Consider the following 20,119-nt stretch of genomic DNA (forward strand, 5'->3'; position numbering starts at 1 on the left):
CGCCGCTCCTATGCTGCCCGCTGTTATCAAAGCGCAGAGGGTTGTTCATGCAAGCAGGTGAGTCCGCGCCGAGCCGCGCGTTCCTGGCGGTCGAGCAGGTAGGCAAGCGTTTCGGAGGGGCGGGAGGGTTCCAGGCGCTGGACGGCGTTTCGCTGTCGGTGGCGCAGGGGGAACTGCTGTGCCTGCTGGGCCCTTCGGGTTGCGGCAAGACCACGCTGCTGCGCATCATCGCGGGGCTGGAGCGCGAGGACACGGGCCGTATCCACGCCGGCGGGCGCGAGCTGACGGGCTTGCCGCCGCAGGCGCGCGACTACGGCATCCTGTTCCAGTCCTATGCGCTGTTTCCCAATCTGCCGGTGGCCCAGAATGTGGCCTATGGTTTGCAGGGCCGGGGCATGGGACGTGCGCATCGCGAGGCCCGCGTCGCGGAAATGCTGTCGCTGGTAGGCCTGGCGGGCAGTGAGCGCAAGTTCCCCGGGCAGCTCTCGGGTGGCCAGCAGCAGCGCGTGGCACTGGCGCGCGCGCTGGCGCCGGCACCCTCGCTGCTGCTGCTCGATGAGCCGATGTCGGCACTCGATGCGCGGGTGCGCGAGCATCTGAGGCTGGAGTTGCGCCAGTTGCAGCGGCGCTTGAACGTGACCACCGTCATGGTCACGCACGACCAGGATGAAGCCATGGCGATGGCGGACCGCATCGCCGTGATGGAGGGCGGGCGCATCGCCCAGGTCGGCACGCCCGGCGAGATCTACGAGCGCCCGGCCTCGGCCTTCGTGGCTGAATTCATCGGCCAGGCCAACTGGCTGGATGGCCGGCTCAGCGGGCGCGATACCTTCAGCGTGGGCGAGCTCGACCTGGCCGTGTCCCCGTCCCGCGCGGGCGAGGTGGCCGATGGCGCAGCCCGGCTGTGCTGCCGCCCGGAAGCCATCCGGCTGCACCCCGTGGAAGGCGAGCCCAACCGCTTGCTGGCGCGCATTGTCGACCAGACCTATCTGGGCAGCCGCTATCGCCTGATGCTGGAGGCCGACCGCCTGCCGGGCCATACGCTGTTTGCCGACGTGCTGCGTGAGGAGCGCCATCTGCTGCCGGCGCCGGGCAGCCACAAGTTCTGGGTGTCGCTGCCCAGCCAGGCGCTGCAGGTGTTCGCATGACGCGCGCATTGCCCGCGGCCGGGGCGAAGGCCGATAGTGATGCCGCCGTCAGTCGCGGGCGTGGCGCCGGCAGCGCGGCGGACCGCATCGCGCATGCCGCGCCCGCCGCGATGAAGTGGCTCTGGCTCGCCGGGCTGGCCGTGGCGCTGGTGCTGCCGCTGCTGGCGCTGTTTGGCCAGGCGTGGTTCGATGAAGCCGGGCGCTGGGCCTTGCCCGCGCGCGTGGCCGAGCTGGTCGCCAACCCGAATTTCCTGCCGCTGCTGGGCCGCAGCGTGGCCGTCTCGCTGACCGTGGCCGCGCTGGTGGTGCCGCTGGCCTTCGGCTTTGCCTACGCGCTGCAACGCTCCCGTATCGCGTTCAAGCCGCTCTGGCGCGGCATTGCGCTGCTGCCGCTGTTTGCCCCTTCGCTGCTGCCGGGCATCGCGCTGGTCTACCTGTTCGGCAACCAGGGCGTCTTCAAGGGCGCATTCGGCGCGGGCGGCATCTATGGTTTCTGGGGCATCGTGCTGGGCGAGGCCTTCTATACGTTTCCCCATGCGCTGATGGTGCTGATGGCCGCGCTCTCGCTGGCCGACGCGCGCCTGTACGAGGCCGCGCGCGCCATGGGGGCCTCCGCCTGGCGCACCTTCCTCACGGTGACCCTGCCGGGCGCGCGGCACGGCCTGTTTGGCGCGGCGTGCCTGGTGTTTACGCTGGTGGTGACGGATTTCGGCGTGCCCAAGGTGGTGGGCGGCGGCTATCCGGTGCTGGCGCTGGAAGCCTACAAGGCCGTGGTGGGGCAACAGCAGTTCGCGCGCGGCGCGCTGATCGGCATGCTGCTGCTGTTGCCGGCGCTGCTGACTTTCGGCGTGGACATCGCCATGCAGCGCCGGCAACGCGCGCAGATGTCGAGCCGCGCCCAGGTCTATGTGCCGGGCCGCGACGGGCTGCGCGATACGTGTTGCACGCTGGTGGTGATGGTGATCGGCGCCGCCTTGCTGACCATGCTGGCGGCGGCGGTGGGCGCTTCGCTGGTCAAGCTGTGGCCGTACAACCTGCAGCTCACGCTGGCGCATTACGACTTCGACAATATGGATGGCGGCGGCTGGCTGGCCTACCGCAACAGCTTGCGCCTGGCCGCGCTGAGCGCGCTGGCCGGCACGCTGGCGATCTTCTTCGGCGCGTGGCTGACCGAGCGCACGCGCGGGCCGGCGTGGTTGCATGGCGTGCTGCGTGCCGGCTTTGTGTTGCCGATGGCGGTGCCCGGCCTGGTGCTCGGGCTGGGCTACGTGTTCTTCTTCAACGCGCCGTCCAATCCGCTGCACGCGCTCTACGGCACCATGACGCTGCTGGTGATCTGCAACGTGGCCCACTTCTACACCACCGGCCACCTTACCGCGGCGGCCGCGCTGCGCCAGCTCGATGCCGAGTTCGAGGCCGCCGCGCTGTCGCTGGGCGTGGCGCCGCTGGTCACCTGCTGGCGGGTGACGGTGCCGATCTGCCTGCCCGCGCTGATCGATATCTTCCGCTACCTGTTCGTCTCGGCCATGACCACGGTATCCGCGGTGATCTTCCTGTACAGCCCCGATACCGTGCTGGCCGCGATCTCGGTACTGAACATGGACGATGCCGGCGACACCGCGCCGGCCGCGGCCATGTCCACGCTGATCCTGCTGACCTCGGCGCTGGCCTGCCTGCTGCTGATGGGCGCCGCGCGCGGCTGGCTGCGACGCACGCAAGCCTGGCGCGCGCCGGCGCCTTGATTTGCCGTCGCTAACCAGCGCCGGCGCCACGACACGCATTTCACGATCCGAATTTCACGACATGCCTTCCAAGGAGAAACCATGACTCACCTGTTCCGCACCGCCACCGCCGTGGCCGCCTTCGCGCTGCTGGCCGGCGCCGCCCATGCCAATACCGTGCTGACGGTTTACACCGCGCTGGAGGCCGATCAGATCGCCGCGTACAAGGCCGCGTTCGAGAAGGCCAACCCGGACATCGAGATCAAGTGGGTGCGCGACTCCACCGGCATCGTGACCGCCAAGCTGCTGGCCGAGAAGGCCGCGCCGCGCGCCGACGCGGTGTGGGGCCTCGCCGGTTCCAGCCTCGCCATCCTCGACAAGGAAGGCATGCTGCAGCCGTACGCGCCGAAGAACCTGGCGGCGGTGGACGCGCAATACCGCAGCGCCGCCAATCCGCCGGCATGGGTTGGCATGGACGTATGGGGCGCGGCAATCTGCTTCAACACCATCGAGGCGCAAAAGCAGGGCTTGCCCAAGCCCACGTCGTGGGCCGACCTGACCAAGCCGGTATACGCCGGCAAGATCGTCATGCCGCATCCGGCGTCGTCGGGCACCGGCTACCTGGACGTGAGCGCCTGGCTGCAGATGATGGGCGAGCAAAAGGGCTGGTCCTACATGGACGCCCTGCACAAGAATATCGGCCTGTATACGCACTCCGGCTCCAAGCCCTGCAAGATGGCGGCGCAAGGCGAGTTCCCGATCGGCATCGCGTTTGAATACCGTGCAATGAAGTCCAAGAAGGAAGGCGCGCCGATCGACATCGTGCTGCCGTCCGAAGGGTTGGGCTGGGACATCGAGGCCACCGCGATCATCAAGGGCACCAAGAACCTGGATGCGGCGCGCAAGCTGGCCGACTTCTCCGCCTCGTCCGACGCCATGGCGCTGTACGAGAAGAACTTCGCGGTGCTGGCCATCCCTGGCATCGCCAAGCCGGATCCGCTGCTGCCGGCCGACTACGAGAAGCGCCTGATCAAGAACGACTTCACGTGGGCCAGCGCCAACCGGGACCGCATTCTCGCCGAGTGGAGCAAGCGTTACGAAGGCAAGGCCGAGAAGAAGTAAAACCTGGCGATCAGCGTTAGCCGGCAAAGCCCGGGCAAGTGGCGCGCAATCTAGCGCGTACGGCTTGCCCGGGCGCTTTCATTGATGCAAAGCATGGTGGTCCACGCAGAAACGGGTACGTTATTCGTCGCATGACGAGTTGCGGCAAAACGACCCCGTCTGGGCGTTTCTGGTGGGTAGCGTGCGGGGGTAATGTGAAGAGAGGCGAGGGCGTGAGTGTGGACTCACGCTGCCCCGGTGCGAGCGCCGCCGGGGCGCTGCGCAAAAGCGGCCAAGCCTGGCCGCCGTGCTGGCAATCAGCTGTGGGACGCTTCCGAGGGATCGTTGCGCGAGTGCAGCCGGCGATACAAGTCGTCCACATGGCTGCGGCTGCTGCGCAGCTCTTCCTTGCCACGTTCCGTGATCAGGTAGACACGCCCGATGCCGTCACGCAGGACGCTTTCCATGTAGCCTTCCATCTGCAAGGCGCGCAGCAAGGGACGGACGGTGCCAATATCCACCTGGAAGCCGTACTCCATCAGCATCTCGGCGAGCATGGCCACGGTGGCCGGCACTTCGACGGCGAATTGGAGGACGTATATGCGGGCTAGCAAGCCAAGGAACTGTCGTTTCATGACGCTGCAAACGTGTCATCTCCCATTGCGGTTGACGTTGATTTATAGTTGTGAACCGTGCGCCGCAAAAAAGAAGCCGCCACGTGAGTGGCGGCTTGTCGGGAATGCGTCGGAGGGGTCAATTAACTCTGGCGCAGATCAGATTTTAAAATAACTAAACACGACTTGTCACGCAACTCGTGTAGCTGTCCCCTCGTCAGTAGGGTGTCGACGTCGTGATTCCGCCAAAAAGAGCATAAAACTACGCTTTTTAGCGGCAATCCGGGGCAGGGAGATGTCCGAAACCAGCTTGCGGCCACACTGGCGCCGGGGTTTAATCCGGGCACACCATCCTCGTTGTCTCCCCCCCATGAAACCCTCCGACTTGATCCGCCTGCTCAGCCTTGCCGCCATCTGGGGCGCCAGTTTCCTGTTCCTGCGGATCAGCGCGCCGGTGCTTGGTCCCCTGACCGCCGCCTTTCTGCGGGTACTGATCGGGGCGCTGACGCTCGCGGCCTGCCTGGCGATGATGCGCGTGCGCTGGAACATGCGCGGCAAGTGGCGGCAGGTCATGGTGCTGGGCGTGATCAATTCCGGCATCCCTTTCGCCATGTACTCCTTTGCCGCGCTGTGGCTGCCGGCCGGCTACTCCGCCGTGTTCAATGCCATGACGCCGCTGATGGGGGTGTTGATCGGCGCGCTGTGCTTTAGCGAGCGCCTGACGCTGGCCAAGGCCGGCGGCGTCGTCCTCGGTGTTGCCGGTGTCGCGGTGCTGACCCGTACCGGACCGGTAGCGTTCTCGCCCCAGGTGATGCTCGGCGCCGCTGCCTGCCTGGTGGCGACAGCATGCTACGGTCTGGCGGGCTTCCTCGCGCGGCGCTGGATCACCGCGCAGGGCGGTCTGGACGCGCGCCTGGTGGCTACGGGCAGCATGGTTGGCGCCACCCTGTTCCTGCTGCCCTTCAGCGCGGTTGCACTGATGCGCGAAAACACGCTGCCGGCCGCCGGCCCTGGCGTGTGGATGGCGATGCTGGGGGTGGGGATGCTCTGCACGGCGATTGCGTACATCCTGTACTACCGGCTGATTGCCGACCTGGGCCCGGTTCGCTCGCTGACCGTGACCTTCCTGATCCCGCCGTTCGGCATCGTCTGGGGTGCCATCTTCCTTGGCGAGCAATTGTCGTGGGCGCACGCCGCCGGCGGAGCGCTGATCGGGATGGCCGTCTGGCTGGTGCTGCGGCCCGCCGCCCCGGCTACGAGCGCGAATGTGGTGGCGCCAGGGCAGGGCCGGCCCTGACGAGGGAAGGCTCGGCCCCGTCACTCATCCAGCCCATCTCGCCCTACCTGCGCTCCTTGTGCTACCCGTGCTTAGCGGAAACGGTAGGTCACGGCGCCCATGGTGGTCCATTGCTGGCGCCGATCGGTGATCGGGCTGCTGGCCGCGTCGCCCTGCAGCCGGGCAAAGGTCACGGAGGCTAGCGCGGACCAGTTGCGCGAGATCTCGTAGGTGACGATGCCGTTCGCATGCCATTCGCGCAGACCAGCACCCACGGCGTGCGTCTGCAGGCCGGAACGCGCGCTCTGCTCCGCCGTGACGCCAAAGAATGTCTGCATGTACTTGCCGTTGGTCCAGGTCACCCCTGGCCCCAATGTGAACAGCCACTTACCGGCTGGCAGGCTGAACAGCACATCCCCATTCGCGATCAGGCCCTGGCCTTGGCCAGCGATATCCTGCGCCACGTCCGCCGAGAACGTCACGAACGACACCTGCGCCTGCGCGAATGCGCGCGCCCGCATGGTCATGTTGACGTCGCCCAGGCCCCTTAGCCGGCTGTCATTCTTTCTCTTGCGCCAGGTCGGGTCGAACTGGAAGTCGGCGCCGATCTGCCAGATGTCGTTGTTGAGCGCGTAGACCCCGAGCAGGTCGAAGCCGCGCGAGAAGAAGCGGCCACCGTAGTCGATGTCCTGGTAGATGATCGGATAGACGAGCGTGCGGCGGGAGCCGGGGAAATCCGGCGCGGCGTACACGCCCGGGCCGGCCGAGATCTTCCAGTTACTGGCGGGCGCGGTGGTGGCCGGCACGTCAGGCGCTGCCCAGGCGGCTGTGGCGCCCAGGGTGAGGGCTAGAGCCAGAAGTGCGCGGCGGGGCGCGAAGGGGATGGGCATTTGGATGCGGAGCGGATTTGGGTGGGGCCACGCTGAGCGCGGGGGCTAGCGGGGGATTTTAACTGGAGGGGGTGGGGGTGGGGGGATTTGGCAGGATGGAAAGCGCTCACCCATGTGCCTGTACGCAAGTGCTACCTGCGTGCGTGAACCGTGCCGGGGGCTTGAGCCAGGCTTATGCCAGGCCCAAGCCCGGTTCGCCCGTGCTCATCCGCTCCACATTGAAGCGCTCCCTGACCATCACGACCACCCGGCGTGCCAGCGGCAAGCTCTGTATCGCCTCTTCATCGCTCGTCCCGGGGAAATCGACCTCCGCGCTCCAGTTGCACCCCGTGTGGTCCGGCCGGTGCACGCACACGGCGTGCAGCTGGCAGCCGTGGCAGCCGGGTTGCGCATGCAGGCAATCGTTCAGCAGGCGCTTGAGTTCGGTCAGGGGCTTGGTCTGGCGATCCATGATGGACTCCGGTTGCGCACCGGCGCCCGCGACGGGCGGGGACCGGCGAGGCCGTGGTTCCGACAATGGGGGGCGGTGGAACGAGGGCCGTATCAGTATCAGTTGATGGATTTGTCGGCTCGGCATTCAGGGCAAAGGCCGTATAGCACCAGCATGTGCTCGCGCAGCACGAAGGCATTGGCGCTTGCTACTTCGCGCTGGCGGATTTCGATGGCTTCGTCGCGGAATTCTTCCACGCGGCCGCAGGCCACGCAGATCAGGTGGTCGTGGTGGCCGCCTTCGTTGAGCTCAAACACCGCGTGATCGGCTTCGAAGCTGTGGCGCAGCAGGATGTTGGCCTGCACCAGCTGGTTGAGCACGCGGTAGATCGTCGACAAGCCGGCATCCACTTCCTGAGCCAGCAGGATGCGGTAGACGTCCTCGGCGCTGAGATGGCGCCGTGGGCTGGCACGGAAGACTTCCAGCACGCGAACGCGCGGTGACGTTGCCTTGAGTCCGGCACGCTTGAGGTCAATGGGTTCGGTACTGTTGGGAGGCATCAGCATGCTGCGGCTTAGCGCCCGCATGGGGCGCATCAATCGGAAATGAAGGTGTCTGGGCCGGCTGCGCCGTCACGCGCATTGGGCGGACGTTCGCGATTCCAACCGTAGGCGTGCAGCGGGCGGCGTCCTGCAAGGAAGGCTGCCCGCTGCTGCGAGCCGTGGTGCACGGCTCGCGGAATAAAAAAATGGCTTGGCTTGTCAGCCGAAGAGGCGATCGGGAAAGCGGGGTCTGGTTGCTTTCCCGATCCTCCGGTGACTGGCTACTGCCAAACGCTCCGCGGTACGGAGCGGTCCCCACAAAAGACGGTGATGGATGCCGCGTTGCGACATCTGAAAATTCTGGTTGCCGCGGACTTGCCGCTGGCCTTGCTGTGTTCCGGTGCCTGGCGCCGGGCCAGGCATGTCTTGCTTGCCTTGCTTGCCTGCGTCAGTCAGTGAAGCCATAGTAAATGGGAATTAATCTCATTACAAGGAAAATTTTCAACTTGTTTTTGGAAGGGCTTTGCAGGCGGCGCGGCCACCCGTTGCGCGCAAGTGTCACGTCTCATAGTTAGAGGGTCTTGTCTCACAGTTAGGGGGGTGGATTCTCAAACATATTGGGTAAATGGAGGAACGCATCACCTATAGCGCCAGCGACAGGATGTTCGCGGACGTCGTCGCGCGTGCATCCACCGACGTCGAGCGAATCCGCGGGTGTGCGAGGCGGTGGACCCGCCCAGGGAAACCGCAGCCATCATTGTTAAGGATGGCCACGTTGCCAACGCCTTGGATCAGCCCTTGCCAGGCATACAAGGCAGCGCTATTTCAAATGCGGAGGTCGACATGTAGCGGCCCTGTGGATAGTAGTCCCCCATGACCTGTCGTTCATCGCCGGGCTTTTCAATCGCTTGCACGGCATGGGGGAAGTTGGAGGTCCCGAGCATGTGCCGCAGTTGCACTACCGTGACGTCGGCGTCCGCCGCGCCGTCGCCGTCATCCGCCATCGGCAGCCAGGTAATGCCGCATTCATTGATAGCATTGCGCGGACGATCCTCTTTCCGACTGACGACGATGGTATAGAAGCCATCCGGGCCTACGGGAATGTGCTCGTCATAGGCGCAAGCGTTGACCCGGGTGTTGGCGAAACCCTGGTTGGAGCACATCGACCAGTAGCGAAGATCACCGCTACCCATGGATGTGTCGCCGTTGTACGTTCTGGGCGTTTTAGGGGCCTTGCCGCGGATGACGAACACCTTGCCAAGTTTGCGACTGACAATGGTACGAATGTACTGGTTGTCCAGATTCGGATAGAAGCCGCCTGTGCTCTTCTTCGGATTGGCTAATGGCTTGCCTGTGTAGAGGCTGTACAGATAGTCGCGATCGTACTGGATATACCAGGTTGGCGGGCTGGTAGCCGGATAGGCCGGCTCATTCTTCGCCTTCCCCACTTCGCGTGCGGCGACAATGAGTTCATGGTACTTCTCCATCGGGACCGCGACGGCGGCAGCGTCTAACTGGAGCGGCTGTTTTGTCCGCAAGGCCGGGCACGCCGCATCGCCCTTCAGCACCTTGCCGTCTGCCAACGTCAGCACTGGGACCGGCAGCCCGACTCCGCCAGACTCGTCTACCCCCTTGTCGCGCGCATAGATTCGATACAGGATCACCTGCTGGCCAGCACCGTATTTGGGTGCGTGCAATGTCTCACGTTGCCGGCCAACCTGATTCATACCGACCGGCTGATTGGCCGGCGGCGCGCTATCGACGACCGCCAGCGAGTACCCCCGTGCTTTAGTGTTGCGTTCGGCACCGGGCAGGAAGGGGTTGCTGGCGCCCGGCACCGGCTTGATCAGGTAGTCGGCCACCGATTCGACCGGGACGCCGGCGCCGTCATAGCTGATCAGGGACATGTAGCGGGAATGCGGGAAGTCTCCCTCAACGGACAGCTTGGCCCCGTCAGGCACAGAGAACGTCGCCGCCCAATAGAAGGTGCCTGCATCTGGGTACGCAATATTGATATAGGGATCGGCGCTGGCGGGGCCGCGCGACCAGAAGCAGTTGCGCGGGCCGGGAATCGGGTCTTTGCCAGCGGCGATGGCGCGCGTTGATTCGGTGAACTGCGTCGTCGGCGTTTGCGCATTTGCGGTGGCGAACACCAGGCACCCGGCCGCAAATGCCAGGGTCGTTGCGAACCGTCGAGACTTCCTATGGCCGCTGGCCTGCGTGGGTGCGATAGCGCTAATTTCTTGAATCACTGCTCGTCTCCTTGCTTTGGGGCGTGTGGGTGTGAAACCGGCCTGCATCGTGAGGTTCCGAGGCATACTACGTTTGCTTGGTCATCCCAATTGTCGCCGCGCCGACAACTCCCGCAAATTCCTGTCCATGACCGCGCCAGATACACTTTCTTCTCGCGACATCCGTCGCATACTCGCGGCCGATGCTTGGTTCGGTAGTCTGCCGGAGGGGTTGCAGTGCAAAATCATTGAGTACGGCACCGTGCGCAGCTTCAGCAAGCGTGCGTTAATTTCAGCCCAGGAAAGCTCGCCCAAGGCAATGTGCGCTGTGCTGGAGGGGCGAGTGCGGGTTACCCGCATGCTTGCCGACGGCGAGGAGAGCCTCTACCACTTAGGCAACCCGGGCTTCTGGTTCGGGCCGCTGGCGGTGATAACCAATGAAAAGACGACGGTATCTGTCATTGCCGACACGGACGGGCGGCTGCTTGTGCTTTCGAGGACGCACTTCGAGCGGATCGTGGGCGAAGATCCGATGGCCTACCGGTACTTCGCGCTGCTGATTGCGCAGCGGTATGCGGGCGTCCTTCGCTATGCCTCGGATACAAAACTGATGACCCCAGAGGCTCGCGTACGTGCGAGGCTAGCGGAACTTCTACTGTTGCAGCGTCCACTGGTGCCTCAGAGCGGTCCTGTCACCGTGAAGATTTCGCAGGTGGATCTTGCTGCGATGGTCGGAGTGTCCCGCCAGACGCTGAATGAACTGCTGAAGCTAATGGAAAGGCGCGGGCTGATCGAGGTCGCCTTCCGAAGCATCCGCGTGATGAATCCGGAGCGCATACGGGACGAACCCGGCAACTGACATGGGCGGATGGCTTCGTCCGCCCCGGCCGCTCTTGGCTGGGTCGTCTGTGTTTGGCTTCCCACTAACTTTGAGACGGGACAGTACAGGGGGGAACGCGGAAAAAGAAAACGTGCGCCGGGCAAGCGGGGAAAGTCCCCGGCGCACGCGAAGCGCGCGGTCAAGCGCGCGATGGCGGCGCCCGGCATGCCGAGCCCGGGGCGCCGCTGGCTACTGCTGGTTACTGCCCTATGCGGATCTCAGGCGCCCGCCAGCCGGAACGTGCCAACGGCGCGGTGCAGCGCATCGGCCTGGTCTTCGAGGGAGGCAGCCGCGGCGGCTGCCTGCTCCACCAGCGCGGCGTTCTGCTGCGCCATCTGGTCCATCTGCGTCACGGCCTGGTTGACCTGCTCGATGCCGCCGGTCTGCTCTTCGGTGGCGGCGCGCATCTCGCCCATCAGGTCGGTCACGCGCTTGACCGCTTCCACGATCTCGTCCATCGCTTGCCCCGCGGTTTCCACCAGCGCCGAGCCATCATCCACCCGCTGCGCGGAGTTGCCGATCAAGGCCTTGATCTCCTTGGCGGCGGTAGCGCTGCGCTGCGCCAGGCTGCGTACCTCGCCGGCCACCACCGCGAAGCCGCGGCCCTGGTCGCCCGCGCGGGCGGCTTCCACGGCCGCGTTGAGCGCCAGGATATTGGTCTGGAAGGCGATGCCCTCGATCACGCCGATGATGTCGACCACCTTGCCGGAGGCGGCCTTGATCTCGCCCATGGTGTTGACCACCTTGCCCACGATGACGCCGCCGCGCACCGCGATCTCCGATGCGCCCTCGGCCAGGCGGCTGGCCTGGCGCGCGTTGTCGGCGCTCTGGCGCACGGTGCCGGTGAGCTGCTCCATGCTGGCCGCGGTTTGCTCCAGCGACGCCGCTTGCTCCTCGCTGCGGCGCGACAGGTCGGCGTTGCCGGTGGCGATCTCCCTGGCCGCTCCGGCAATCGAATCCGCCGAGCCGCGGATGCTGCCGATAGCGCTGGTCAGGCGGGTTTGCATCTGCTGCATGGCGAACAGCACGCTGTGGTTGTCGCCGGGCGCGGTGTGCACTTCGCTGGCCAGGTCGCCTTCGGCGATGCGCGTGGCGATGCGCGAAGTCAGCGCCGGCTCTCCGCCCAGCTGTTTATGCAGGCTGTTGGCGATGCGCAGCACCACGACAGTCATCACCGTGCCGATGCCCAGCAGCAAGGCCAGCGACTTGAGCAGCGCCCGGTGGAACGCCGCGTCGATATCGTCCAGGTAGACCCCGGCGATGAAGTTCCAGTCCCACGGCTTGAAGTTCGCCACGTAGCTCAGCTTGGGCTGCGGCGCCTCGGCGCCAGGCTTGGCCCACAGGTATTGCACGTAGCCCTGTCCCGCGCCCTTGCCGATCGCGGCGATATCGCGGAACAGATAAGTGCCCTTCGGATCCTTGGTGTCTTCCATGTTCTTGCCGTTCATCTCCGATTTGAACGGGTGCATCACCACGACCGCGTTGGAGTGCATCAGGGTGAAGTAGCCGTCCTCGCCGAAGCGGATGGCGCGCACGCGCTCCAGGGCCTGCTGCTTGGCGTCTTCCATCGGCATCTTGCCGCTGCGCCCCAGTGCCTCGTACGACTGGACCATGGACAGCGCGGTTTCGGTGACGTGCGCCAGGTCGAGCTTTCGCTCCGCCAGGCGCAGCTCGCGCATCTGCCAGGCGTCCCATAGCGTCAGCCCGAGCAGGCAGACCCAGCTCAGCAGCAATGGCAACAGCAATTTTTTCCTCAGGCTCAGGCGCTCCAGCATTCTCTCTCCCCTTTTTTCTAGCTATGGATTTACGTCACTGCTGACGCGATAACGGCGGCCCGGAGGACAAACTTGACGACCGCTCGCTAGGGGATTTCCTCAGGTGCAGCAAGGCTTCCAGGGGAATTTGGCAGTGGCGTGCGTGCAACCGCACAAATGCGCTTTGGGCTGCGGATGACGCTGCACTTAGCGGCGCGCGCCGAGCGTGTAATGGAACGTAACGCCTGCTCGCCAGCGCAAGCATTGCGATTTCAAATGAGAACCATTATCCTTTCGCCTTATTTGCCTGGACCGTCACCTGGCATGGGGCGCGGCACCTTCGCGCGGACGCGGCAAGCTGACCAGTGAGGCACCGGAGAAGCAGGTTGCCGGGCGCCGGAAGATCAACAAACATGACTGAAACATCGCTAGGGGCAGGCCAGCAGCGCCGGGCCTTCTGGCTCAAACACCTGCATCAGTGGCACTGGATCAGTTCGGCAATGTGCCTGATCGGCATGCTGCTGTTTGCCGTCACCGGCTTCACGCTCAACCACGCTGGCCAGATCGAGGCCCGCCCGCAAGTGGTCACGCGCACGGCGAGCGCGCCGGCCAGCCTCACGGCGGCCTTGCGCAAGGCCACGCATGGCGACAAGGGCCCGGTGCCGGCGGCGCTGGCCGACTGGCTGTCGCAGGAACTCGATATCGACGCCCATGGCCGTGAAGCCGAGTGGCAGGCCGATGAGATCTATGTCGCATTGCCGCGCCCGGGTGGCGACGCCTGGGTCAGCGTGGCACTGGACAGCGGCGAGGCCCAGTACGAGAAGACCACGCGGGGCTGGATCTCCTACCTGAACGACCTGCACAAGGGCCGCAACACCGGCCGCGCCTGGAGCCTCTTCCTGGATGTGTTCGCCGCGGCCTGCCTGATCTTCAGCGTGACCGGGTTGTTCCTGCTCAAGCTGCACGCCGGTGGCCGCATGGCGACCTGGCCGCTGGTCGGGCTGGGCCTGGTGGTGCCGCTGCTGCTGGCGCTGCTGTTCATCCACTAGCGATCACCAGCGATCACTAACGATCACCTGATCCCATTTACCGTTCAACGACGAGGTCCCGTTATGCGCCGATTGCTCACCGTCACCCTTACCGGCCTGGCCGCGGCTCCGTTTGCCAGCCCGGCCGTCGCGGCAGAAATGAACGTCAAGGTGGAGATCCCGCGCCTGAACGTCGCGGAATACCACCGGCCCTATGTCTCGATGTGGATCGAGCGCGCCGACCAGAGCCCGGCCGCCACGCTGGCCGTCTGGTATGACGTCAAGCACAAGGACGGCGAAGGCACCAAGTGGCTCAAGGACATGCGCCAGTGGTGGCGCAAGGCCGGGCGCGACATGCAGATGCCCGCCGATGGCGTTTCCGGCGCCACGCGCGCAGCCGGCGAGCATACGCTCACTTTCACGGATGCCAAGGCACCGCTGGGCAAGCTGCCCGCCGGCGAGTACCAGCTCGTCGTGGAAGCCGCCCGCGAGGTCGGTGGCCGCGAGCTGCTGCGCGTGCCCTTTGCCTGGCCGCCGAAGTCGGCCGCCTCGGCCAAGGCCAAGGGCGAGCATGAGCTTGGCGGCGTCTCGGTCGACCTGAAGCCCTGAGCCTCGAACCGATCCGATCCGATCAACCAGCCCTGCATTCAACAGCAAGAGGAATAGGAGCATGACGATGAAGACCTTCGCCACCAAACTGTCCGTCCAGGCCGCCGCGCTGGCCCTGGCCGCGCTGATGCCGCTGGCCGCCCACGCACACCGCCAGTGGCTGCTGCCGTCGGCGACCGTGCTGTCGGGCAGCGACCCTTGGGTGACCGTCGACGCCGCCGTGTCGAACGACCTGTTCTACTTCGAGCACGTGCCGCTGCGCCTCGACAACCTCGCCGTGACCGCGCCGGACGGCGCCGCGGCCAAGGTCGAGAACGCCAGCACCGGCCGCTATCGCAGCACCTTCGACGTGCACCTGACCCAGCCCGGCACCTACAAGGTGGCCATGGTCAACCACGGCCTGTTTGCCAGCTACAAGGTGGACGGCCAGGCCAAGCGCTGGCGCGGTTCGCCCGAAGCCTTCGCCAAGGAGGTGCCGGCCGGCGCGCAGGACCTGCAGGTGACGCAGGCTGACAGCCGCCTGGAAGCCTTCGTGACGGCGGGCAAGCCCACCGCCAAGGTGTTGCAGACCACTGGCCGGGGCCTGGAGCTGGCGCCCGTTACCCACCCGAACGACCTGGTCGCAGGCGACGCTGCCAGCTTCCGCCTGCTGCTGGACGGCAAGCCCGCCGCCAACGTCAAGGTAGCCGTGGTGCCGGGTGGCATCCGCTACCGCGACCAGTTGCAGGAAATGGCGTTTACCACCGACACCGACGGCAAGTTCAGCGTCAAGTGGCCGGCCCCGGGCATGTACTGGATGGAAGCCGAGGTGCGCGACGACAAGGTTGCCGTCAAGGAAGCCAAGACGCGCCGCGCCAGTTATGCGGCCACGGTGGAAGTGCTGCCGCAGTAAGCGCAATGCCACACCAGCAGGCGGCGGCGCGTGAGCCCCGCCGCCTGCGCAAGCCCTAGGCCCCCAGCGGGCTTTTTGTGTTTTCGCTGTTTTCGTCCCCTGTCCGTCCCCTGTCCGTCTCCTATGCAGCGTGTCCTGGTTCCCCTTTCGCTTGGTGCCGTGCCGCCCGTGCCCGCCGCGACGTCACGCCTGTGCCGGCGGCAAGGCGAGACCATGGGCACCACGTGGTCGGTGGCCTGGGCCGCATCGCCCTCGGCAGCCGATCAGGACACGCTCGATGCCGGCATCCGCGCCGTGCTGGCCGAGGTCGTCGCGCAGATGAGCAACTGGGACGAAGCCTCGGACGTGAGCCGCTTCAACCGTGCCGCACCCGGCAGCTGGCAGGTGCTGCCAGCTGATTGCTTCACCGTGCTGAAGGCCGCGCTGCAAGTGGCGCGCGACAGCGGCGGCGCCTTTGATCCCAGCGCTGGGCCGCTGGTCGACCTGTGGGGCTTCGGCCCGGCGCCGCAGCGTGCCCAAGCGCCCGCGCTGGCGGCGCTGGAGCAGGCGCGCGCGCAATGCGCATGGCAGCACATTGCCATCGACGAGGCCGGCAGCCGTGTGCAGCAGCCCGGCGGCATCCGGCTGGATTTCTGTGCCATCGCCAAGGGCTTTGGTGTGGATGCGGTGTCGCGCTACCTGAGCGGGCTGGGCATCGACAGCCACCTGGTGGAAATCGGCGGCGAGCTGCGCGGCCATGGCGTCAAGCCCGACGGCATGCCGTGGTGGGTCGCGCTGGAAACACCGCCGGGCGGTGGCGCGGCGGGGCACGAGACGCTGGTCGCGCTGCATGGCTTGTCGGTTGCCACCTCGGGCGACTACCGACGTTACTTCGATAGCGGCGGCCAGCGCTATGCCCACACGCTGGACCCGCGCACGGGCTATCCGGCCAGCCACGCGCTGGCCTCGGTCACGGTGCTGCATCCGCAATGCATGATGGCCGACGCGCTGTCCACCGCGTTGACCGTGCTGGGCCCCGAGGCCGGCATGGTGTTCGCCTGCCGCCATGCGCTGGCCGCGCGCTTCTTGATCCGCCGCAGCGACGGCTTCGACGAACGCCTGTCGCCGGCCTTCGAGGCCATGCTGTCATGACCACGCCCGATACCGCCTCCTCCCTGCCGATGGACTCGCCGGCCACGGCTAGCCCGGGCCGGCAGGGCCACGAAGGCCACGCCGGCGAATCCGGAAAATCCGGCGATTCCGGCGATTCCCGCATGCGCATCCGTGTCCTCGATGCCGTGACCCTGCTGGGCGCGCTGGCTGGCGTGGCTGGCACCGCTCTGGGCTTTCTCGCGCCCAACCGCGCCGGCATGGCCGTGGGCGTGGTGACGGCCTATGCCGGATTCTGTGCCGCCGTGATCGGCCGGCATCGCCAGCGGCATGCGCGCGCCGGCCGGTTGTCCGCGGCCAAGGACGGCGCCACGGTCGTGGCCTACGCGAGCCAGAGCGGCTTTGCCGAGCAGCTTGCGCTGCAGACCGCGCAGGCGCTGCAGGATGCCGGCGTGAGCGCGCAGTTGCTATCGTTCGACCAGCTGGAGGCTGGACGTCTCGCCCATTGCCGCCAGGCGTTGTTCGTGGTCAGCACCACGGGCGAGGGCGATGCGCCAGACAGCGCCTCGGGCTTTGCGCGCCGCCTGACGGCCGCCGCAGGAGCGGGCGGCCTGCGCGCGCTGCGCTACGGCATCCTCGCGCTGGGCGACCGCAGCTACGCGAACTACTGCGCCTTCGGCCACGCGCTGTCGGCATGGATGCAGCGCCAGCATGCGCAGGCGCTCTTCGACATGGTGGAAGTGGACAACGGCGATGCCGGGGCCCTGCGCCACTGGCAGAACCATCTCAGCGCGCTCGCCGGCGGCGCCGAAATCGCCGACTGGGAAAAGCCGCGCTACGCCGACTGGCGCCTGCATGAGCGCAGGCTGCTCAATCCCGGCAGCCCGGGCGCGCCGGCCTTCCACCTTGCGCTGGTGCCTGCCGTTGCCGACGGCGCGCTGTCGTGGCAGGCCGGCGACATTGCCGAGATCGGCCCCTGTCTTGCGCCGTCCGAGGTGGCGCGCGTGCTGGCAAAACTCTCGCTGGACGGTGACACCGCCGTGCGCTGCGATGGCGCACCCACCACGCTGGCGCGGGCGCTCGCCACGCGCATCGTCCTGCCCGACCCGCATCTTGCCGCGCTGGCCGGCGTCACGCCGCAACGGCTGGTGGATACGCTGCCGCTGCTGCCGCACCGCGAGTATTCGATTGCCTCGCTGCCGGGCGACGGGCAACTGGATTTGCTGGTGCGCCAGACGCGCCACGACGATGGCCGGCTCGGCCTGGCATCCGGCTGGCTCACCGCGCATGCGGAGCCGGGCGCGGGCATCGCCCTGCGCATCCGCACCAATCGCGGCTTTCATCCGCCCGCCGACGATCGCCCGCTGATCCTGATCGGCAACGGCACCGGGCTGGCTGGCCTGCGCGCGCACCTGAAGGCGCGCGCCGCGGCCGGGCATCATCGCAACTGGCTGCTGTTTGGCGAGCGCACCGCGGAGCACGACGCGTTTCACCACGTTGAGCTCGCCGCATGGCAGGCCAATGGCGTGCTGCAGCGGCTGGACCTGGTCTACTCGCGCGATGGCGGGGCGCTGCATTACGTGCAGGACGCCGTGCGCGCATCGGCCGGCGCATTGCGCGAATGGATCGAAGCCGGCGCGGCCATCTACGTTTGCGGCAGCCTGAAGGGCATGGCCGGTGGCGTCAACGCGGCGCTGTCGGACGTGCTGGGCGAAGAGGCCCTGCTGCGCCTGGGCGAGCAGGGCCGGTATCGGCGCGACGTCTACTGAGACTGCCCGGAAAATTGTCAGGCGGGCGCAGCGTCCGTTGCCACCTCCATCAGCGCATCCACCACCACCGCCCCGCCCGCGCTCACCATCACCGGGTTGAGGTCGATCGAGCGGATCGCGCCGTTGGCCTCATGCATCAGCTGGCCCACGCGCACGGCGATCCGGCACAGCGCCGCCACATCGACAGCTGGCTCGCCGCGCACGCCCGCCAGCAGCGGCGCAATGCGCAGGCCCGCCACGGCGCGCGCCACCGCGGCCTCGCTGCACGGCGCCAGCAGCACGGCCGTGTCGCGCAGCATCTCCACATACTTGCCGCCGTCTCCCACCAGCACCACCGGCCCGAACACCGGATCCCAGTGCGCGCCCACCATGCATTCGCGCTGGCCGCGTTCCATGCGCGCCACCACCACGCCTTCGCAGGCCGCGCCGAGCTTGTCCAGGATGTCGGTCTGCGTGAGGAAGGCCTGCGCCACGGCATGTTCATCGTTGCAGTTCAAGGCGACAAGGCCGTGCTCGCTTTTGTGCGGCACTTGCGGCGAGCTGGCCTTGACTGCAACGGGTCCTTTCAACTCGCGCCAGGCCGCGACCGCTTCATCCACGCTCTGGCACAGCTTGTGCGCTACCACCGGGATGCCGGCCAGCGCCAGGCGTGTGAGGCTCGCCGCCTCGCTCAGCGTGTGCCCGGTGGCGCTCGACGCAGCGCCCGCTGCATCGCTTGGCGCGGGCCGATGCGTGGCGACGGCCGTGTCTTCCGCGGCCACATCGCGCAGCAGCCGCTGATGCGTGACCAGTTGCGCGAAAGCCGCCAGCGCCTCGGCGCCGCTGGCATAGGTGGGCACGTTGGCCGCGCGGAACGCAGCTGCCACCGGTGCCTGCCAGGCCGCCACGGCAATCGGCTTGCCGGCGCTGTCGGCAAAGCTGGCGGCATCGCGCGCAAAGCGCGGCAGGTCGTAGCCCATGCCCGCCACCGGGATATCGAGCAGCAGCAGGTCGGCGGCCGGGTCGGCGGCCACCACCGGCAGCACGTCGCCAAACAGCCCGCTGTTGGTCAGCAGCGCGGCGGTGACATCGACCGGGTTTGCCGTTGAGGCGAAGCCGGGCAGGCGCTCCGCCAGCGCTGCCTGCGTGGCCTGCGACAGCGGCGCCAGCGCAAGCCCGAGCGGCTCCGCTGCGTCGGCCGCCATCACGCAGCTCGCGCCGGAATTGCTCACCACCACCAGCTGCCGCCCGCTTGCCTGCCAGCCGCGCAGGTAAAGCGGCGCACAGCGCGCCAGCGCGTGCGCATCATCCACGCGGCAGATGCCGTGCCGCGCCAGGAAGGCTCCCACCGCGCGGTCTTCATTGGCGATGGCGCCGGTGTGCGACGCCGCCGCGCGCTGGCCCGCGCTGGAGCGGCCCGCCTTGACGGCAACGATGGGCACGCCACGGCGGCGCGCTACCGCCGCGGCTTGCGCCAGCACGGCCGGATCGGTCAGGCTCTCCAGGTACAGCAGGATCAGTTGCACATCGGGATCGTGCGCCACGGCCAGCGCCAGCTCGCTCACCGTGATGTCGGCCTCGTTGCCGGTGGCGTGCATATGGCGCACGCCGATGCCCTGGCCGCGCAGCAGGCCGTAGACCATGGCGCTGACGCCGCCGCTCTGGCTCACGACGGCCACCGGGCCATCCTGCGGCGGCACTTCGATAAACATGGTGGAGAAGCTGGCAATGGTGCCGGTGCCGAAGTTGGCCAGGCCCTGGCTGTTCGGGCCAACCAGGCGCAGCCCCGCGCCGGCGGCAACCCGCACCATCTCGTCCTGCTGGCGGCGGCCTTGCTCGCCGGCTTCGCCGAAGCCCGAGGCGATCACGATTGCGGCCGCCACGCCCAGCCGCGCGCAATCGCGCACCGCGGACACGGCTGCGTCGCCGCCCACCACGATGATGGCCAGCTCCGGCACCTCGGGCAGTGCATCGAGCGAGGCAAAGGCGGGCAGCCCCTGGATGGTGTCGCGCTGCGGGTTCACCGGGAAAAGCTTGCCGGCGTAGCCATGCTCGCGCATGTAGTAGATGGGCCGGCCACCGATCTTGTGGATATGGTCGGAGGCGCCGATCACCGCGATCGAGCGCGGCGCCAGCAAGGCTTGCAAGGTCTGGTTCATGATGAAT

General features: G+C 67.0%; 17 protein-coding genes. 10 read left to right on the forward strand and 7 right to left on the reverse strand.

Annotated features, from left to right (window positions below; genetic code table 11):
• Nucleotides 1-47: 47 nt before the first annotated feature.
• The 3 genes from ACX12D_RS30175 to ACX12D_RS30185 all read left to right on the forward strand — a co-directional run bounded on the left by ACX12D_RS30175 (nucleotide 48) and on the right by ACX12D_RS30185 (nucleotide 3,991).
• Nucleotides 48-1,148 (forward strand): putative 2-aminoethylphosphonate ABC transporter ATP-binding protein, encoded by a 1,101-nt coding sequence (locus ACX12D_RS30175; protein WP_459374697.1) that lies wholly within the window; start codon nucleotides 48-50, stop codon nucleotides 1,146-1,148.
• On the forward strand, nucleotides 1,145-2,890 hold the full coding sequence (locus tag ACX12D_RS30180) for a putative 2-aminoethylphosphonate ABC transporter permease subunit (RefSeq protein ID WP_459374698.1): 1,746 nt from the start codon (nucleotides 1,145-1,147) through the stop codon (nucleotides 2,888-2,890). Before ACX12D_RS30175 ends, ACX12D_RS30180 begins: the two co-directional genes overlap by 4 nt.
• 81 nt (nucleotides 2,891-2,971) lie before the next feature.
• Nucleotides 2,972-3,991: a putative 2-aminoethylphosphonate ABC transporter substrate-binding protein gene (locus ACX12D_RS30185; protein WP_416051353.1), complete on the forward strand. Its 1,020-nt coding sequence runs from the start codon at nucleotides 2,972-2,974 to the stop codon at nucleotides 3,989-3,991.
• Nucleotides 3,992-4,287: 296 nt separating this feature from the next.
• Here ACX12D_RS30185 and ACX12D_RS30190 read toward each other — a convergent pair whose 3' ends face one another.
• Nucleotides 4,288-4,605, reverse strand: coding sequence for a PadR family transcriptional regulator (locus tag ACX12D_RS30190; RefSeq protein ID WP_459374699.1), 318 nt, complete (start codon nucleotides 4,603-4,605; stop codon nucleotides 4,288-4,290).
• 349 nt (nucleotides 4,606-4,954) lie between these two features.
• Here ACX12D_RS30190 and ACX12D_RS30195 point away from each other — a divergent pair, with 349 nt between their 5' ends.
• Nucleotides 4,955-5,881, forward strand: coding sequence for a DMT family transporter (locus ACX12D_RS30195; RefSeq protein WP_459374700.1), 927 nt, complete (start codon nucleotides 4,955-4,957; stop codon nucleotides 5,879-5,881).
• 71 nt (nucleotides 5,882-5,952) lie between these two features.
• Here ACX12D_RS30195 and ACX12D_RS30200 read toward each other — a convergent pair whose 3' ends face one another.
• The 4 genes from ACX12D_RS30200 to ACX12D_RS30215 all read right to left on the reverse strand — a co-directional run bounded on the left by ACX12D_RS30200 (nucleotide 5,953) and on the right by ACX12D_RS30215 (nucleotide 9,974).
• Nucleotides 5,953-6,750: a MipA/OmpV family protein gene (locus tag ACX12D_RS30200; RefSeq protein WP_459374701.1), complete on the reverse strand. Its 798-nt coding sequence runs from the start codon at nucleotides 6,748-6,750 to the stop codon at nucleotides 5,953-5,955.
• A gap of 172 nt (nucleotides 6,751-6,922) precedes the next feature.
• A complete protein-coding gene (locus ACX12D_RS30205) occupies nucleotides 6,923-7,201 on the reverse strand; it encodes a hypothetical protein (protein ID WP_459374702.1) in 279 nt (92 codons plus the stop codon).
• A gap of 98 nt (nucleotides 7,202-7,299) precedes the next feature.
• On the reverse strand, nucleotides 7,300-7,746 hold the full coding sequence (fur, locus tag ACX12D_RS30210; protein WP_441632477.1) for a ferric iron uptake transcriptional regulator: 447 nt from the start codon (nucleotides 7,744-7,746) through the stop codon (nucleotides 7,300-7,302).
• Nucleotides 7,747-8,513: 767 nt separating this feature from the next.
• Nucleotides 8,514-9,974: a hypothetical protein gene (locus ACX12D_RS30215; RefSeq protein ID WP_459374703.1), complete on the reverse strand. Its 1,461-nt coding sequence runs from the start codon at nucleotides 9,972-9,974 to the stop codon at nucleotides 8,514-8,516.
• Between the two features lie 127 nt (nucleotides 9,975-10,101).
• Between ACX12D_RS30215 and ACX12D_RS30220 the strand changes: the two genes are divergently transcribed.
• Nucleotides 10,102-10,812 carry a Crp/Fnr family transcriptional regulator gene (locus ACX12D_RS30220; RefSeq protein WP_459374704.1) on the forward strand — a complete coding sequence of 237 codons (711 nt, stop codon included), beginning with the start codon at nucleotides 10,102-10,104 and terminating at the stop codon, nucleotides 10,810-10,812.
• A gap of 239 nt (nucleotides 10,813-11,051) precedes the next feature.
• Here ACX12D_RS30220 and ACX12D_RS30225 read toward each other — a convergent pair whose 3' ends face one another.
• Nucleotides 11,052-12,608 carry a methyl-accepting chemotaxis protein gene (locus tag ACX12D_RS30225; protein ID WP_459374705.1) on the reverse strand — a complete coding sequence of 519 codons (1,557 nt, stop codon included), beginning with the start codon at nucleotides 12,606-12,608 and terminating at the stop codon, nucleotides 11,052-11,054.
• Nucleotides 12,609-13,000: 392 nt separating this feature from the next.
• Here ACX12D_RS30225 and ACX12D_RS30230 point away from each other — a divergent pair, with 392 nt between their 5' ends.
• The 5 genes from ACX12D_RS30230 (at nucleotide 13,001) to ACX12D_RS30250 (ending at nucleotide 17,974) form a co-directional block, all read left to right on the forward strand.
• Complete coding sequence (locus ACX12D_RS30230) at nucleotides 13,001-13,636, forward strand: PepSY-associated TM helix domain-containing protein (RefSeq protein WP_459374706.1); 636 nt, start codon at nucleotides 13,001-13,003, stop codon at nucleotides 13,634-13,636.
• A 63-nt stretch (nucleotides 13,637-13,699) separates the two neighbouring features.
• Nucleotides 13,700-14,224, forward strand: coding sequence for a DUF2271 domain-containing protein (locus tag ACX12D_RS30235; RefSeq protein ID WP_459374707.1), 525 nt, complete (start codon nucleotides 13,700-13,702; stop codon nucleotides 14,222-14,224).
• A 67-nt stretch (nucleotides 14,225-14,291) separates the two neighbouring features.
• Nucleotides 14,292-15,116 carry a DUF4198 domain-containing protein gene (locus ACX12D_RS30240; protein WP_441632841.1) on the forward strand — a complete coding sequence of 275 codons (825 nt, stop codon included), beginning with the start codon at nucleotides 14,292-14,294 and terminating at the stop codon, nucleotides 15,114-15,116.
• 123 nt (nucleotides 15,117-15,239) lie between these two features.
• Entirely contained in the window at nucleotides 15,240-16,247 is a 1,008-nt protein-coding gene (locus tag ACX12D_RS30245) for an FAD:protein FMN transferase (protein ID WP_459374708.1), read from the forward strand.
• Nucleotides 16,248-16,369: 122 nt separating this feature from the next.
• Nucleotides 16,370-17,974, forward strand: coding sequence for a sulfite reductase subunit alpha (locus ACX12D_RS30250; protein WP_459376567.1), 1,605 nt, complete (start codon nucleotides 16,370-16,372; stop codon nucleotides 17,972-17,974).
• 17 nt (nucleotides 17,975-17,991) lie between these two features.
• On the opposite strand, the gene ACX12D_RS30255 is transcribed toward ACX12D_RS30250, so the two are convergent.
• Nucleotides 17,992-20,112 (reverse strand): acetate--CoA ligase family protein, encoded by a 2,121-nt coding sequence (locus ACX12D_RS30255; RefSeq protein ID WP_459374709.1) that lies wholly within the window; start codon nucleotides 20,110-20,112, stop codon nucleotides 17,992-17,994.
• Nucleotides 20,113-20,119: the final 7 nt, after the last annotated feature.

Source organism: Cupriavidus sp. PET2-C1 (assembly GCF_054515855.1).